This window comes from Cupriavidus sp. GW821-FHT07C08, assembly GCF_059419025.1.
The window spans coordinates 46682-61177 of the sequence record NZ_JBWKQZ010000016.1; the positions used below are offsets into that span (position 1 = coordinate 46682).

Here is a 14496-nt window from a genome sequence, read left to right on the forward strand (position 1 = left end):
CTGCAAACTTTCGTTTTGCAAGCTATGCTCCGGAAAACTTGCACTTTGCAAGCAAGCCGACAGGACCAGAACGGCACAGACCATGCCCCCTACCGATTTCACCTCGATGCCCTGCCCCGTGGCCCGCTCCATGGCCGTGCTGGGCGAACGCTGGGCCATCCTTGTGCTGCGCGAGGCCTTCTATGGCAGCACGCGCTTCGACGAGTTCGAACGCAACCTTGGCATCGCCCCCAACATCCTCAGCGCGCGCCTGAAGACGCTGGTGGCGCACGGGCTGCTGGCCCGCGTCACGCCCGATGGCGGCGCTCGCCACGTCTACCAGCTGACCGACAAGGGCCGCGACTTCTTCCCGGCCTATGTCGCGCTCAAGGCCTGGGCCGACCGCTGGATGACCGATGAAAAGGGTCCGCTGACGCTGCTGCAGGACCGCCGCACCGGCGCCGAGATTGCCGAGTCGGCGCTGGCGCGAGCCGACGGCAGCGCGATCACGCTGGACGACGTGCGCGTCTTGCCCGGCCCGGGCGCCGGCCGCTCCCTGCGGCAGCGCTTTGGCGAGGCCGATACCGCTGGCGAGCAAGGGGAGGCCCGCCATGAGTGACACGCGCGCATTGCCTGCGGGCGCCCTGCCCGCCGAGGCGCTACCGGCCACTGAAATTGCGCGCCGCATCGGCAGGCTGGCCGGACCGACCGCGCTGATCGCCGTGCTGCAGGCCGCGGCCCAGTTGATCGAAACCTGGCTGGCCGCGCGCCAGGGCACGGCGGCGCTGGCCGGCTGGGCGGTGGTGCTGCCGTTTGCGCTGCTGCTGCAGCAGATGTCGGCCGGAGCGATGGGCGGCGGCGTGGTCGCGGCCATCGCCCGCGCGCTCGGCGCCAACAAGCGCGAGGAAGCGTCATCGCTGGTGATGCACGCGCTGCTGATCGCAGTGACCGCGGGGCTGGCCTTTGCGGTGGTGCTGGCGGGCTTCCCGCGCGGCGTGCTGGGCGCGGTGGCCGGCGCCACGGCGGCGGAGGCCGCTGCCAACTATGCGATCTGGCTGTTCGGTGCCGGCGCCATTCCGGCGTGGCTGGCCAATACGCTGGCCTCGGTGCTGCGCGGCGGCGGCCGCCATGCGCTGGCCGCACGGGTGCTGGCGCTGATGTGGATCGCCTTCCCGGTGCTGTCGTGGCTGCTGGCCGAGCCTGCCGGCATGGGGCTGGCCGGCATCGGCGCCGCGCTGGCGGCGGTGTCGTGGGCCGCGGCGCTGGCCATGGCGATCGTGGTGGCGCGCGGCGGCGCGGGCTTCGTGCCGGTGTTGCGGGTGCGGCCGTCGTGGGAGCTGTTCGCGCGCATCCTGTCGGTGGGCCTGGTGGCGTGCGCGCTGGCCTCGGTGGCCAACCTGACCACCATCCTGGTCACCGCGCAGCTGCGCCACCACGGCACCGCGGCGGTGGCGGCCTATGGCATCTCGGCGCGGCTGGAATTCCTGATGATCCCGCTGGCCTTTGGCGTGGGCTCGGCGCTGACCGCGCTGGTCGGCCGCGCCGTGGGCGCCGGCGACTGGCATACCGCGCGCCGCACGGCATGGGTCGGCGCGTTCCTGGCGCTGGTCATCGCCGGCACCGCCGGCATTGCCGTGGGCCTGGCGCCGGTACGCTTTGCCAGCCTGTTCACCAACGACGCCGAAGTGATCGCCATCGCCGCGCGCGCCCTGTCATGGGTAGGGCCGGCCTTCGGCGGCTTCGGCCTGGGCATGGCGCTGTACTTTGCCTCGATGGGCGCGGGCCGCATGCGCTGGCCGGTGGCCGCGGGGCTGTGCCGGATCGCGCTGGCGGTGGGCGGCGGCTGGCTGCTGGCGAACGTGTTCGGGATGGGGCTGGACGGCCACTTCCTGGGGGTGGCGCTGGGAATTACGGCCTATGGCGTGGTCACGGCACTGGGGGTGCGGCAAGGGGAATGGTCGGCGCGGTAAGTGCGATGCGGCTGGCAGGCGCCGGTCGCCCCTGCTACCGCCTCAACACCTTCGCATCCCCCTGCATCCCCGCGTCGCGCACATCCTGCGGCACCGACGGCCAGCCGCCGCCGAGCGACTTGTACAGCGCCGCGGTGCTGGTCAGCACATCCACCTGTCCTTGCACCGCTGAAAGCTGCGCGGCGAACAGCTTCTCCTGCGCCGTGGTCACCTCCAGGTAGCTGGAGTAACCGCCTTCGTAGCGCGCGCTCGACTGGTCGGCATAGACCACCAGGCTCTTCTCCTGCTGGCGCAGGCTCACCAGCCGGTTGCGCGTCTCGATGCCGTTGGACAATGCACTGTTGACGTCGGCCAAGGCCGACAGCACGGTGCCCTGGTAGGCCAGCATGGCCTGCTCGCGCTGCGCCGAGGCGGTCTGCACCTGGCCGCGGATGGCGCCGCCCTGGAAGATCGGCTGGGTCAGGCCCGCGCCGAAACCCCACACCTGCGAGGCGCTATGCCACAGCCCCGCCGGCGAACTGGCGATGGCGCCGAACAGGCCACTCAGGTTGACGGCCGGCAGGTAGAGAGCCTGTGCCGCGCCCAGTTGCGCGTTGGCGGCAATGGCGGACTGCTCGGCCTGCAGCACGTCCGGCCGGCGCGACAGCAGCGCGGCTGGCAGGTCCGCACCCACCGGCGGCGGCTGCAGTTCATTGACCGGTTTGCCGCGCTCGATCGGCCCGGGCTCGCGGCCCAGCAGCACCGACAGCGCGTTCTCGGTCTGCGCGATGCCGCTGCGCAGCACCGGGATCGTCGCCTCGGTCACGTAGAAGTCGTTCTCTGCCTGCGACAGCTCGACCTGCGAGATGACCCCGCCCTCATAGCGCTGCCGGAAGATATCCAGCCCAGCCCCGCGCGCCTTCAGCGTCTGCTGCGCGATCTCCAGCTGCGCGTCCAGCCCGCGCAGCGTGGCGTAGCCCTGCACCACCGATGCCGCCAGTGACAGCACCACGCCACGGCGCGCGTACTCGGCGTTCCACAGGCTGGCCTCGGCGGACTCCGCCTGGCGCCGGATGCGGCCCCACAGGTCGATCTCCCAGCTGGCATTGGCGAGCAGCTGGTAGGAATTGCGCGGGCCATCGAGCGACGCGAACGGCGTGCCGTTGAAGGTGCCGGCGCGCTGGCGCGTGGCCGCCGCCGACAGGTTCACCTGGGGGAAGAATCCCGAGCGCACCACCATCAGCTGGCCGCGGAACTCATCGATGCGGGCCGCGGCAATGCGCACGTCGTAGCTGTTGCGCAGCGCGGTCTCGACCAGCGTGTTCAGCACCGGGTCGTCGAAGCTGTCCCACCAGGCGCTGTCCGCGGCAACGGACAGCACGCCGGTATCGATGCGGTACTCGGCCGGCTCGGGCGTGGCCGGGCGCTCGTAGTTGGGGCCGATGGCGCAGCCGCCCAGCGCCGCGGCCAGGCAGGCGCCGGCCAGCCGGTGGCGCGCGCTCATGACGGTTCTCCGGCCGGTGGCGTGGTGGGCGCGGCCCCGGCCTTGGGCTTCGGCTTGCGCTCGGACATCACCTCCAGCCCCCAGAAGAACATCGGAATGAAGAACAGCGCAATGACCGTGGCGCCGAGCATCCCGCCGATCACGCCGGTGCCCAGCGACTGCCGGCTGGCCGCCGACGCGCCGCTTGCGATCGCCAGCGGCACGCAGCCGAGGATAAAGGCGAGCGAGGTCATGATGATCGGGCGCAGGCGCAGCTTGGCCGCATGCAAGGCGGCATCGTAGGCACTGAGGCCTTCCTTGTGCCGGATTTCCACCGCGAACTCGAAGATCAGGATGGCATTCTTCGCCGCCAGCGCAATCAGCACCGTCAGCCCGATCTGGAAGTAGACGTCGTTCTGCATGCCGCGCAACAGGATGGCAACCAGTGCACCGAACAGCGCGAACGGTACCGCCAGCAGGACACCGAACGGCAGCGACCATTTTTCGTACTGCGCCGCGAGGATCAGGAACACCATCAGCAAGGCAAAGGCAAAGACCATCGCTGCCGTCGATCCGGCGGTCTTCTCCTCGTACGCCTGTCCGCTCCAGGCAAAACTGTAGCCCTGGCCAAGCACTTCCCGCGCCACGTCCTCCATGGCCGCAAGCGCCTGGCCAGAGCTGTAGCCCGGCGCGGCATCGCCCATGATCTTGGCGGCCGGGAAATTGTTGAAGCGGGTCACGATATCGGCGCCCGGGACATAGCGGGATGTCGTCACCGCCTTGATCGGCACCATTTCGCCGTTGCGGTTGCGCACGTAGACCTTGTCGAGATCCTCCGGACGCGAGCGGTAGTCGGCCTCGGCCTGCAGGATCACCTGGAACAGCCGGCTGTTCTTCGGGAACTGGCTGACGAAGAGCGAACCGAACATGGTCTGCAGCGCGGAATAGACCTGCTCGACGGGCACGCCCTGGGTTTCGGAGCGTTCGCGATCCACCTCCACCAGCAACTGGCGCGAGCGCGTGTTGATGGTGGAATTGATCCCGGTCAGCTCTGGCCGCTGCCGGGCCTTGGCGATAAAGGCATGCACCCGCTCCTCCAGTTGCTGGTAGGTGCCGTCCGCCGTGCTCTGGAGCCAGAACTCAAAACCACCGGTCGTTCCCAGGCCCGGGATCGAGGGCGGGTTGATCGGAATGGTCACACCGTCCTGGTAGCTCGCAAACTCCTTCTTCGCCTTGGCGATCAGGTCCGCCGCGCTCTCGCCTTCCTTGCGGTCATGGAAGCCCTTCAGCGTGATGAACAAGGTGGAAGCATTGGCCTTGTTCTGCGAATCGATCAGGCTGTACCCGTCCACGGACGCCACCGAGCTGACGCCGGGCTGCTTGGCGTACCAGGCCTCGGCACGGGAGGAGAGGTTGCCGGTGCGGTCCAGGCTGGCCGCATCCGGCATCACCACGGCACCGAACAGATAGCCCTGGTCCTCCACCGGCAGGAACGACGACGGTATCCGCACGAACATCAGCACGCTCACCCCGATCATGACAAGGATGATGACGATGGAGATCACCGTCCGCCTGATCACGAGCTGCAGCGACTTGTCATACCCCTGGATCATGCGATCGAACGAATTGTTGAACCACTGGAAGAAGCGGTTCTTCTTGTGCTCGCCGGGCTTGAGCAGGATTGCCGCAAGCGCCGGGGACAATGTCAGTGCCACCACCCCGGACAGCACCACCGACACCGCGATGGTGACGGCAAACTGCTTGTAGAGCTGGCCGGTAATGCCGGACAGGAACGCCACCGGGATGAATACCGCCAGCAGCACCAGCACGATCGCAACCACGGGGCCGCTCACCTCGTCCATGGCACGCTTGGCCGCCTCCTTCGGGGGCAGCTTGAACTCCACCATGTTGCGCTCGACGTTCTCGATCACCACGATCGCGTCGTCAACCACAATGCCGATGGCCAGCACCATCCCGAACAAGGTCAGCATGTTGACCGAGAAGCCGAACATGCTCATGCCGACGAAGGCGCCGATGATCGACACCGGCACGGCAAGGATCGGCACGATCGTCGCGCGCAGGCTCTGCAGGAACAGATAGACGACCAGGATCACGAGGATCACCGCATCGCGCAGCGTGTGCACCACCTCGTTGATCGACTCGTTCACAAACTCGGTGGTGTCGAGCGCGACCTCATATTCCAGCCCCGGCGGGAACGACTTCTTCAGTTCCGCCAGCGTGCTTCGCACCTGCTTGGCCACGTCCAGCGCATTGGCGCCCGGCTGCTGGTAGACCGCCAGCAGCGTGGCGGTCTTGCCCTTGTAGCGGCTGCGCAGCGAATAGTCCTTGATGCCTAGCTCTGCCCTGCCGATGTCCTTGAGCCGTACCAGCGCGGCGTCGCCCGACTGCGCGCGCAGGATCATGTTCTCGAACTCGGCGGGCTCGGTCATCTGGCCCTTGGTCGCGATCGGGAATGTCTGCAGGACCGTGCCCGTGGTCGGCGATTGTCCGATACGGCCGGCCGAGAACTGCTGGTTCTGCGCGCTGACAGCGTTCTTGACGTCTTCCGTGGTAATGCCCAGCGACGCCATCCGGTCCGGCCGCAGCCAGATCCGCATGGCGTAGTCCGGATTGCCGAAGATCGCCGACTGGTTGGCGCCGGGAATGCGCTTGAGCGCATCCAGCACATAGATGTTGGCGTAGTTGCCGACAAAGGTCTGGTCGTAGCTGTTGTCCGGCGAAAAGATGGCGATCACCATCATGAACGCGGACGAGCGCTTCTGCACGGAAACGCCCTGGGCCGTGACCGCTTCAGGCAGGGTCGGCAGCGCCAGGTTGACGCGGTTCTGCACGTCTACCTGCGCCAGTTGCGGATCAGTCCCGATCTCGAAATACACCGTCAGAGTCAGGTCACCCGTCGAGGAACTCGTCGAGTTCATATACATCATCCGGTCCGCGCCGTTGACCTGCTGCTCGATCGGCGCCGCGACGTTCTGCGCGACCACTTCCGCGCTGGCTCCCGGGTATCGCGTCGTCACCGTGATCGACGGCGGCGTGACGTCCGGGAACTGGGCAATCGGCAGTTTGGTCAGCGCGACCAGGCCACCCACCACGATAATGATCGACAGAACCGACGCAAAGATGGGCCGGTCGATAAAGAAGTGGGCAAGCTTCATGGCTTGCTCCCTGAGCTCTGCGTGCCCTTGGCCTGGGCGGGCGATGACGCGCCTGGCGCACCTGGCGCGCTGGCGGCGGCCGCACCTGCCGGGGGCTTCTGTCCGGGCACAGCCTCGACGGCCTTGACCGGCGCGTCGGGCGTCAGCCGCAGCCCGCCGCTGACGACCACGCGCTCGCCGGCCTTCAGCCCGGAGCGGATCACCCAGTTGTCACCGGTCCACTGGCCCACGTCGACCACGCGCTGCTGGGCCTTGTTGTCCGCGCCGACCACCCACACCATCTGCCCGCGCGGGCCCTGGATGACGGCTTCCTGCGGCACCGCCACGGCCTTGGTGCGCTCGGCGCCATGCAGCTTCACGCGCACGAACTGGCCGGGGCGCAGCGTGCCGTCAGGGTTGGCAACCTCGGCGCGGATCATGTAGGTGCCGGTCTCGGCACTGAACGAGGCATCGGCAAAGGTGATCTTGCCGTGATGCGGGAACTGGCTGCCATCGGCCATCACGATCACCACGTCAAAGGCGCCCTTGGGCGGGAACTTGAGCGCGCCGGACTCCTGCTCCGAGCGTGACGACAGCACCTCGTTCTCGGACAGGCTGAAGTTGACCCACATCGGGTCGAGCTTGGCCACGTAGGTCAGCAGGCTGTTCGACGGATCGATATAGCTGCCGGCCTGCTTCTTGGCAAAGCTCGACACGCCGGTGACCGGTGACTTGATCGTGGTATAGCCCAGGTTCAGCCTGGCATTGGTGACATTGGCCCGGGCCCCCTCGACCGCGGCCGCGGCGGCCTGCTGCTTGCCAACGGCGTCGTCCAGGTCGCGCTGGCTCAGCGCGTTGCGCTCGGCCAGCGGGCGCACCCGCGCCAGGTCGGCATTGGCGGTCTTGAGCCGCGCCACCTGCTGCGCCATTTCGGCATTGGCCGCATCCAGCGCCGCAGCGAACGGCTTGGGATCCATCAGGAACATGGTCTCGCCGGCCTTGACCACCGCGCCCTCGGTATAGACGCGCCGGTCCAGGAAGCCATTGACGCGCGCGCGGATCTCTACCTGCTGCGAGCTCTGGGTCTGGCCGACGAAGTCATAGACGATCGGCACATCGCGCAGCGTCACCGTCATCGTGCCGACCTCGGCCGCGGGCGGTGCACTGGGCGCCGGTTTGTCCTTGCCGCAGGCGGCCAGCGTCATCGCGCAGACCAGCCAGAGCGCGCCGCGCCAATGGAATGCAGTGTTCACGGATCCCTCTCCCGCCATGGTTATGCACGCGATTACCGCGCGCGCACGCCGGCGACCTTCCGTCGCGCCGGACCGGTGGCCGCACTCGCCTCTTTACCGGCAGGGTAAGGCTCGGCCCTGCAGGCGCCAATTCAATTCTTTTGTAGGCGTCTTTACTGCTTTCGACTTGCTTTCGACCGCACCCGCGCAGTTGCCTGCACGGGCTGCAAGGGCCCAGGCTCAGCGGCGGAAGCCGCCATGGAAGCCGCCCCCGCGGAAACCACCGGCACGGCCGCCAAAGCCGCCACCACCGCCGCGCCCCTGCCACTGCTGGGCCGTGCCCTGGAAGCGCTGCTGGCCTACCTCGCGCGCCTGGCGCTGCTGCTCCAGGCGTGCGGTGGCGTCGTTGCTGGCCTGCACCGGCTGCCAGCCACTGGGGGTGTGCTTCTGCCAGCCGTCGTCGGTGTGCTGGTACACCGAGCCGTCGTGGCCGGCATACACGTTGCCGTTGTTCCACACCACCGCATTGTTCTTGTCCGGATTGGCGACAAAGCCACGGCTGCCGGCGGTGTGCTGGCCGGTCTGAGTATTCCCGGCAATGCCCGCCTCGGCCGCGCCGACGCGGCCGGTCTGCGCGTTGTAGCCCGCCGCCTGGCGGCCGGCGGCATAGTTGCCGGTGTAGGTGTTGCCGGCCGCGCCGCCGCGCGCCGCGCCCTCGCGCCCGGTCGATGGATTGGCGAACGAGCCCTGGCGGCCCGCCGCATAGTTGCCGGAATAGGGATTGAACGCCGCACCGCGGCTGCCCTGGTAGCGCGCCCCGGTGGCCGGGTTATAGCCGGCGCCGGCGGTGCCGCGCCATTCGGTGCCGGTCCAGGCGTTCCAGCCCTGGGCGTGGGTCACGGTGCCCTGGCCCCAGCGGCCGTAGAAATTGGCCTGGTTGACGTTGACGTAGTTCCAGTTGTACGCCCCGCCCCACCAATAAGGGCCCCAGTACGGCGACGCCGCCCCCCAGAACGCGCCCGCGGCGAAGCCGAAGGCAAAGCCCTCGGCCATGCCGAGGCCAAAGCCGGCGCCGTAGCCATAGGTGGCCGGGTAGCCGTAGTAGACCGCGCCCACATAGGGCGGATAGACATAGCCGGTGCCGTACACGACCGTGCCGTCGGCGCTGACCACCACGCCCATATAGCCAGGGGTGTAGCCCACCACCACGGTCTCCGGCGTGACCGAGTAGATGCGCACGTAGGTCACGTAGTAGACCGGCGAAGTCGGCGGGATGGTGTAGATCGCCGACGGCACCTCGGTGGCCACATGCCACGGGCCGGACGGCGCCGGCGCCGTGAACCAGACGCCGTTGGCGACCGCGTAGTAGTGGCTGCTGTCGACCTCGATCACCGGGGTGCCGCTGTTGACCGCGTAGCTGAGCGAAGTGCCGGTGATCGGCGTGAAGCGCGGCGCGCCGTCATACGCCACTGCCAGGCTGGCCTTGCTGCGCGACACCGTGGCGGTCTGCGGGATGGCCGCGGCGATCTCAGCCTCGCGTGCCTGCGGCGTGCCGGGCACCGAGACCAGCACATTGGCCTTGGGGTCGGTCGCCGGGATTTTGGCGAAATCCGCCGGCAGCTGGCTGCCGGGCACGTACTCCCACGGCCCGGTCAGCATCGGCGCGCGGAACCAGCGGCCCGAGACCAGCACGTAATACTGGTTGGCGGCCGGATCGACAAAGACCGCATGGTCGGCATTGGACATGGTCAGCAGGCCGACGCCGCTGACCGGCGTCATCTGTGGCGCGCCGCTGGTCATGACCAGCTCGGTCGGCTGCGTGGCAAAGAGGATCGCCGGCGCCCTGGCCGGCCGCTTGCCGTCGGCCGGCAGCATCGTATCGGGCTTCATGCCGGCCGCCGCCTTGGTGGCCGCGCTCTCCAGCGCCTTGGGCACCGTTGTCATCACTTCCCAGGCGCCGCCGGCCGATTCGGAGCGATACCAGTAGCCGGCCGCCTTCAGGTGCAGCTCGCCACCGGATTCGCGCAGCAGCAGGGCGCGGCTGTTCAGCGCCCGTTCGTACTGCGTGGCCGGCACGGCGCGCCAGGCCGGGTCGCCGTCGACCAGCACCAGCAGCGTCGGCGTGGTGGAAAAAAGGATCTGGGGCACATCATTGCGCACCGCCACGCGGCCAGCCCTGGCCAGTTGCTGCGATACCGCGTAGCTGGCCTGCAGCTGGTCCAGCGGCACCGTCAGCCCGTTGGCCGGCAGGCGCGACACCAGCGCCTGGCGCACCCGGTCGGCGGCGTCGGGCCGGGTCGGGACTTCAACGCTGTCCACCGTGATCCGGGTCAGCTGCACCAGCCCGGAAGGCTTGTCGATATCGCCGGTGGCCGAGAAATGCACCACGCCGTAGGTCGGCGAACCCGACTTCTCGCCCACCGCCACCGCCGCGCGCCCGGACAGCCGGTTGCCGTCCCAGGTCTCGATCTGGGGCTGGTACAGCTCCACATGATCGGTGGCGGCGTCAAAATTGCGCGGCCAGCCCAGGGCAGCCGCGGTTGGCGTGGGCGGCGTGGCGGCCTGCGGGCTGAGCGGGGCGAATGCAAGCCACGCCGCGGCGATCAGGGCGCTGGTCTGCTTCAGGCGAAAAGACATGGGTTTCTCCGGGAGGAAGCCGCCTGCGCCGTCGGGCCGGCACCGCGGGCACGATGCTGCACAACAGGCGGCCCATCCCGCGAATCTAAATTAGGCCGCAAAGGCGAACAATCTGATTCGAAAACATTCAGGATCTGCCAGAAAAAAGACAGATCAGCCGGCCTCGACAGCGGCCTTCGTACAAGAAAGGAGTCGGGGCGGCGGGCCGCCATGTCAAGCCGCAATGCGCCGTTGCGACGCGCGCAGGCGCGGCGGGTGTGCATCTTGCTTGGCCTAATGCCACCCCATCGCCCCTTGAAGCCGCCCCCCGCGGCCTCATCTTCAAAGACTCCCCCCTGGCCCCGCCCCCATGCCTCCACGCACCACCATCCTGACCGCCGCCCTCGTGACAGCCCTGCTGCACGGCTATATCGGGCTGCGCCTGCTGCCGGCGATGCCGGTGCCGATGGCGGTCAAGGCATTGGCCGTCGCCTGGCTGGCCCTGTCCTGCGCCCTGCTGCCGGCCGGGCTGCTGGCGCGGCGCGTCAGCCAGCCCTGGTCGGACCTGGTTTCCTGGATCGGCATGCTGGCAATGGGATTCTTCTCATCCCTGCTGGTGCTGACGCTGGTACGCGACGTGGCACTGGCCGCCGCCTGGCTGGCGGAACGGCTCCTCGGCTGGCACGCGCCCGGCCTGTCCGCGGGCAGTGCCGCGGCAGTGCCGCTGCTGGCGCTGCTGGTCACGCTGGCCGGCTATATCAATGCCCGCCGGCTGGCGCGCGTGGTCGAAGTCGACGTGCCCGTGGCCGGCCTGCCTGACGCCCTGCATGGTTTCACCATCGCCCAGATCAGTGACATCCATGTCGGGCCCACCATCAAGCGGCCCTACCTCGACCGCATCGTCGACCGCGTCAACAGCCTGCAGGCCGACGCCGTCGCCATCACCGGCGACCTGGTCGACGGCACCGTGCGCGAACTGTCCGCCCACACCGCGCCGCTGGCCCGGCTGCAGGCGCGCCACGGCACCTACTTCGTCACCGGCAACCATGAGTACTACTCCGGCGCGGAACCGTGGATCAATGAGCTGCGCCGGCTGGGCGTGCGCGTGCTGATGAACGAACACGTGGTGCTGCAGCACGACGGCGACGCGCTGGTACTCGGCGGCGTGACCGACTACTCCGCCGGCCGCTTCCACGAAAGCCACCGCAGCGACCCGCACCGCGCCATCGCCGGCGCCCCGGCACACGCCGGGGCGCGCGTGCTGCTGGCGCACCAGCCACGCACCGCTTCCGCCGCGGCGGAAGCCGGTTTCGACCTGCAGTTGTCCGGCCATACCCACGGCGGCCAGTTCTGGCCGTGGAACCTGTTCGTGCCGATGCAGCAGCCGTACACCGCCGGACTGGTTCGGCATGGCTCGCTGTGGATCTATATCAGCCGTGGCACCGGGTATTGGGGGCCGCCGAAGCGGTTTGGAGCGCCGTCGGAAATTACGCGGGTTAGGCTGGTGAAAGCGGGCTAGGAGATTGCCGTAGAAGGCCGAAGAATAGTCGCAGGGATTGCGCAGCAAAAAGCCCCGCTCATTTGAGTCGGGGCTTTTGCTCATGGCACGAATGCTGTCTGCTCACCGCCGGCGCCGCTCGGGGCCTTTGGGCTTTACTTGCCCTTCAAGTTCATCGAGCTGAATGCCTTTCGAGCCAAGTCTGAGATGCGTTTCTTGTTCCGCCTTAGCTCGGCGACTTCGGATTTCGTCAGATATACGGAAACCGATGAGGCAACCCGCTTCATCCGCGGTGAGGACGTTGGTGGCAATGCCGAAGATCTTGCGGACTTCATCACCATGCCTCCTTTCCAGCGGATGTATTGCCTTACCGGGACATCAATTTACCAGAGTGGCGCGCTTACCAGCACGATTACGCCAACCATTTCCTTACGCTACAGCACCCCATAAATAAGTTCCTCGCGGGATTGTAGGTGGTGGTCGTTTGAGAGGCCCATAAAAAAACCAGGCCCGAAGACCTGGTTCTCTATCTCACGCAACAACCCATCACCGCACAATCGGCTTATACCGAATCCGCTTGGGCTTGGCCCCTTCCTCACCCAGACGGCGCTTCTTGTCCGCCTCGTACTCCTGGTAGTTGCCCGGGAAGAACTCCACATGCGAGTCGCCCTCGAACGCCAGGATGTGCGTAGCAATCCGATCCAGGAACCAGCGATCGTGCGAGATCACCATCACGCAGCCAGCGAATTCCAGCAGCGCATCTTCCAGCGCCCGCAGCGTTTCCACGTCAAGGTCGTTGGAAGGCTCATCCAGCAGCAGCACATTGCCGCCGGCGATCAGGGTCTTGGCCATGTGCAGGCGCCCGCGTTCGCCGCCCGACAGCGTGCCGACCTGCTTCTGCTGGTCGCCGCCCTTGAAGTTGAAGCGGCCGATATAGGCGCGCGACGGCGTTTCGTACCTGCCCACCGTCAGGATGTCGGAGCCGCCCGAGATCTCTTCGAACACGGTCTTGGCGCCATCGAGCGCGTCGCGGCTCTGGTCGACAAAGGCCATCTTCACGGTCGGCCCGATCTTGATCTCGCCGCTGTCGGGCTGTTCCTTGCCGGTCAGCATGCGGAAGAAGGTCGACTTGCCGGCGCCGTTCGGGCCGATGATGCCGACGATGGCGCCCGGCGGCACCTTGAAGCTGAGGTTGTCAATCAGCAGGCGGTCGCCGTAGCCCTTGCTCACGCCGTCGAACTCGATCACCTCGTTGCCCAGGCGCTCACCCACGGGGATGAAGATTTCCTGGGTTTCGTTACGCTTCTGGTAGTCCTGGCTGTTGAGCTCGTCAAAGCGCGCCAGACGCGCCTTGGACTTGGCCTGGCGGCCCTTGGGGTTCTGGCGCACCCACTCCAGTTCCTTGTGCAGCGCCTTCTGGCGGGCCGATTCGCTGGCCTCTTCCTGCTTCAGGCGCGCTTCCTTCTGGTCCAGCCACGAGCTGTAGTTGCCCTTCCAGGGGATGCCCTGGCCGCGGTCCAGTTCCAGGATCCATTCGGCGGCGTTGTCGAGGAAGTAGCGGTCGTGGGTCACGGCCACCACGGTGCCCGGGAAGCGCGTCAGGAATTGTTCCAGCCATTCCACCGATTCCGCATCCAGGTGGTTGGTCGGCTCGTCCAGCAGCAGCATGTCGGGACGCGACAGCAGCAGGCGGCACAGCGCCACGCGGCGCTTTTCACCGCCGGAGAGATGCTCGATCTTGGCGTCCCACGGCGGCAGGCGCAGCGCGTCGGCGGCGATTTCCAGCTGCAGTTCGACGTTGTTGCCGTCGCTGGCCGCCAGGATGGCTTCGTACTTGGCCTGGTCGGCGGCCAGTGCGTCGAAGTCGGCGTCCGGCTCGGCATAGGCCGCGTAGATCTCGTCGAGCTTCTTGCGCGCCTCGAACACGCCGCCCAGCGCCTCTTCCACCGATTCGCGCACGGTCTGCTCGGGATTGAGCTGCGGTTCCTGCGGCAGGTAGCCGATGTTCAGGTTCGGCATCGGCGTGGCTTCGCCCTCGATTTCCTTGTCGAGGCCGGCCATGATCTTGAGTACCGTGGACTTGCCCGAGCCGTTCAGGCCCAGCACGCCGATCTTGGCGCCGGGAAAGAACGACAGCGAGATGTCCTTCAGGATGTGACGCTTGGGCGGGACGATCTTGCCCACGCGGTTCATGGTGAAAACGTACTGTGCCATGGGTGCGTGTTGGAGGGTTGTTCGGGAATGGCGGGAGTGTATCAGGCAGGCGCGGCGCGCTGAGGCGCTCCTGCTCGATGCCGCCCTGGCCGGTACAATGACAGGTTCGATTTTTCGCCGATTTCCCGAGCCATCGCCATGAGCAAACCCGCCCTGACCCTGAAGTTCAAGTGCAAGAAGTGCACCAAACCCGTCACGCTGTACCTGCAGAAGACGTCGGCCTGCTCGCACATCACCCCGTACCAGGGCTTCTGCAAGTGCGGCGAGATGATGCGCCACGCCACCGGCGACAAGGACGCGGTCGAGTCCTTCGTCAACTCGCTGGACAACAGCTGGATGCACCACCATCACCACCACCACTGAGCAGGCC

The 14496-nt window shown here is 67.4% G+C and carries 10 protein-coding genes; 5 read left to right on the top strand and 5 right to left on the bottom strand.

All coding sequences use genetic code 11. The features are described from left to right. Positions 1-82 precede the first annotated feature (82 nt). Positions 83-598 (top strand): winged helix-turn-helix transcriptional regulator, encoded by a 516-nt coding sequence (locus tag AC07UK_RS20205; RefSeq protein WP_494687807.1) that lies wholly within the window; start codon positions 83-85, stop codon positions 596-598. Beyond that, positions 591-1949, top strand: a complete 1359-nt coding sequence (locus AC07UK_RS20210; RefSeq protein ID WP_494687806.1) for an MATE family efflux transporter — start codon at positions 591-593, stop codon at positions 1947-1949. Before AC07UK_RS20205 ends, AC07UK_RS20210 begins: the two co-directional genes overlap by 8 nt. 34 nt (positions 1950-1983) lie before the next feature. Here AC07UK_RS20210 and AC07UK_RS20215 read toward each other — a convergent pair whose 3' ends face one another. From AC07UK_RS20215 to AC07UK_RS20230, 4 genes are all read right to left on the bottom strand, one after another. After that, the gene (locus AC07UK_RS20215; protein WP_494687805.1) at positions 1984-3432 is read right to left on the bottom strand and encodes an efflux transporter outer membrane subunit; all 1449 of its coding nucleotides are present in this window, start codon (positions 3430-3432) and stop codon (positions 1984-1986) included. Then, a complete protein-coding gene (locus AC07UK_RS20220; protein WP_494687804.1) occupies positions 3429-6587 on the bottom strand; it encodes an efflux RND transporter permease subunit in 3159 nt (1052 codons plus the stop codon). Before AC07UK_RS20220 ends, AC07UK_RS20215 begins: the two co-directional genes overlap by 4 nt. Continuing rightward, positions 6584-7819 (bottom strand): efflux RND transporter periplasmic adaptor subunit, encoded by a 1236-nt coding sequence (locus tag AC07UK_RS20225; RefSeq protein WP_494687803.1) that lies wholly within the window; start codon positions 7817-7819, stop codon positions 6584-6586. Before AC07UK_RS20225 ends, AC07UK_RS20220 begins: the two co-directional genes overlap by 4 nt. Before the next feature lie 219 nt (positions 7820-8038). Continuing rightward, a complete protein-coding gene (locus AC07UK_RS20230) occupies positions 8039-10435 on the bottom strand; it encodes a carbohydrate-binding family V/XII (protein ID WP_494687802.1) in 2397 nt (798 codons plus the stop codon). Positions 10436-10784: 349 nt separating this feature from the next. Between AC07UK_RS20230 and AC07UK_RS20235 the strand changes: the two genes are divergently transcribed. Both AC07UK_RS20235 and AC07UK_RS20240 read left to right on the top strand, forming a co-directional pair. Continuing rightward, positions 10785-11933, top strand: a complete 1149-nt coding sequence (locus AC07UK_RS20235; protein ID WP_436222758.1) for a metallophosphoesterase — start codon at positions 10785-10787, stop codon at positions 11931-11933. A gap of 138 nt (positions 11934-12071) precedes the next feature. Next, a complete protein-coding gene (locus tag AC07UK_RS20240; protein WP_436222759.1) occupies positions 12072-12362 on the top strand; it encodes a hypothetical protein in 291 nt (96 codons plus the stop codon). A gap of 96 nt (positions 12363-12458) precedes the next feature. On the opposite strand, the gene ettA is transcribed toward AC07UK_RS20240, so the two are convergent. After that, a complete protein-coding gene (gene ettA, locus AC07UK_RS20245; RefSeq protein ID WP_494687801.1) occupies positions 12459-14126 on the bottom strand; it encodes an energy-dependent translational throttle protein EttA in 1668 nt (555 codons plus the stop codon). A 138-nt stretch (positions 14127-14264) separates the two neighbouring features. Here ettA and AC07UK_RS20250 point away from each other — a divergent pair, with 138 nt between their 5' ends. Beyond that, positions 14265-14489, top strand: a complete 225-nt coding sequence (locus AC07UK_RS20250) for a hypothetical protein (protein ID WP_010812270.1) — start codon at positions 14265-14267, stop codon at positions 14487-14489. Positions 14490-14496: the final 7 nt, after the last annotated feature.

Coding starts and splice junctions, on each gene's coding strand:
- ettA (WP_494687801.1), bottom strand. CDS start 14,126: ATGGCACAGTACGTTTTCACCATGAACCGCGTGGGCAAGATCGTCCCG.
- AC07UK_RS20230 (WP_494687802.1), bottom strand. CDS start 10,435: ATGTCTTTTCGCCTGAAGCAGACCAGCGCCCTGATCGCCGCGGCGTGG.
- AC07UK_RS20235 (WP_436222758.1), top strand. CDS start 10,785: ATGCCTCCACGCACCACCATCCTGACCGCCGCCCTCGTGACAGCCCTG.
- AC07UK_RS20220 (WP_494687804.1), bottom strand. CDS start 6,587: ATGAAGCTTGCCCACTTCTTTATCGACCGGCCCATCTTTGCGTCGGTT.
- AC07UK_RS20210 (WP_494687806.1), top strand. CDS start 591: ATGAGTGACACGCGCGCATTGCCTGCGGGCGCCCTGCCCGCCGAGGCG.
- AC07UK_RS20215 (WP_494687805.1), bottom strand. CDS start 3,432: ATGAGCGCGCGCCACCGGCTGGCCGGCGCCTGCCTGGCCGCGGCGCTG.
- AC07UK_RS20205 (WP_494687807.1), top strand. CDS start 83: ATGCCCCCTACCGATTTCACCTCGATGCCCTGCCCCGTGGCCCGCTCC.
- AC07UK_RS20250 (WP_010812270.1), top strand. CDS start 14,265: ATGAGCAAACCCGCCCTGACCCTGAAGTTCAAGTGCAAGAAGTGCACC.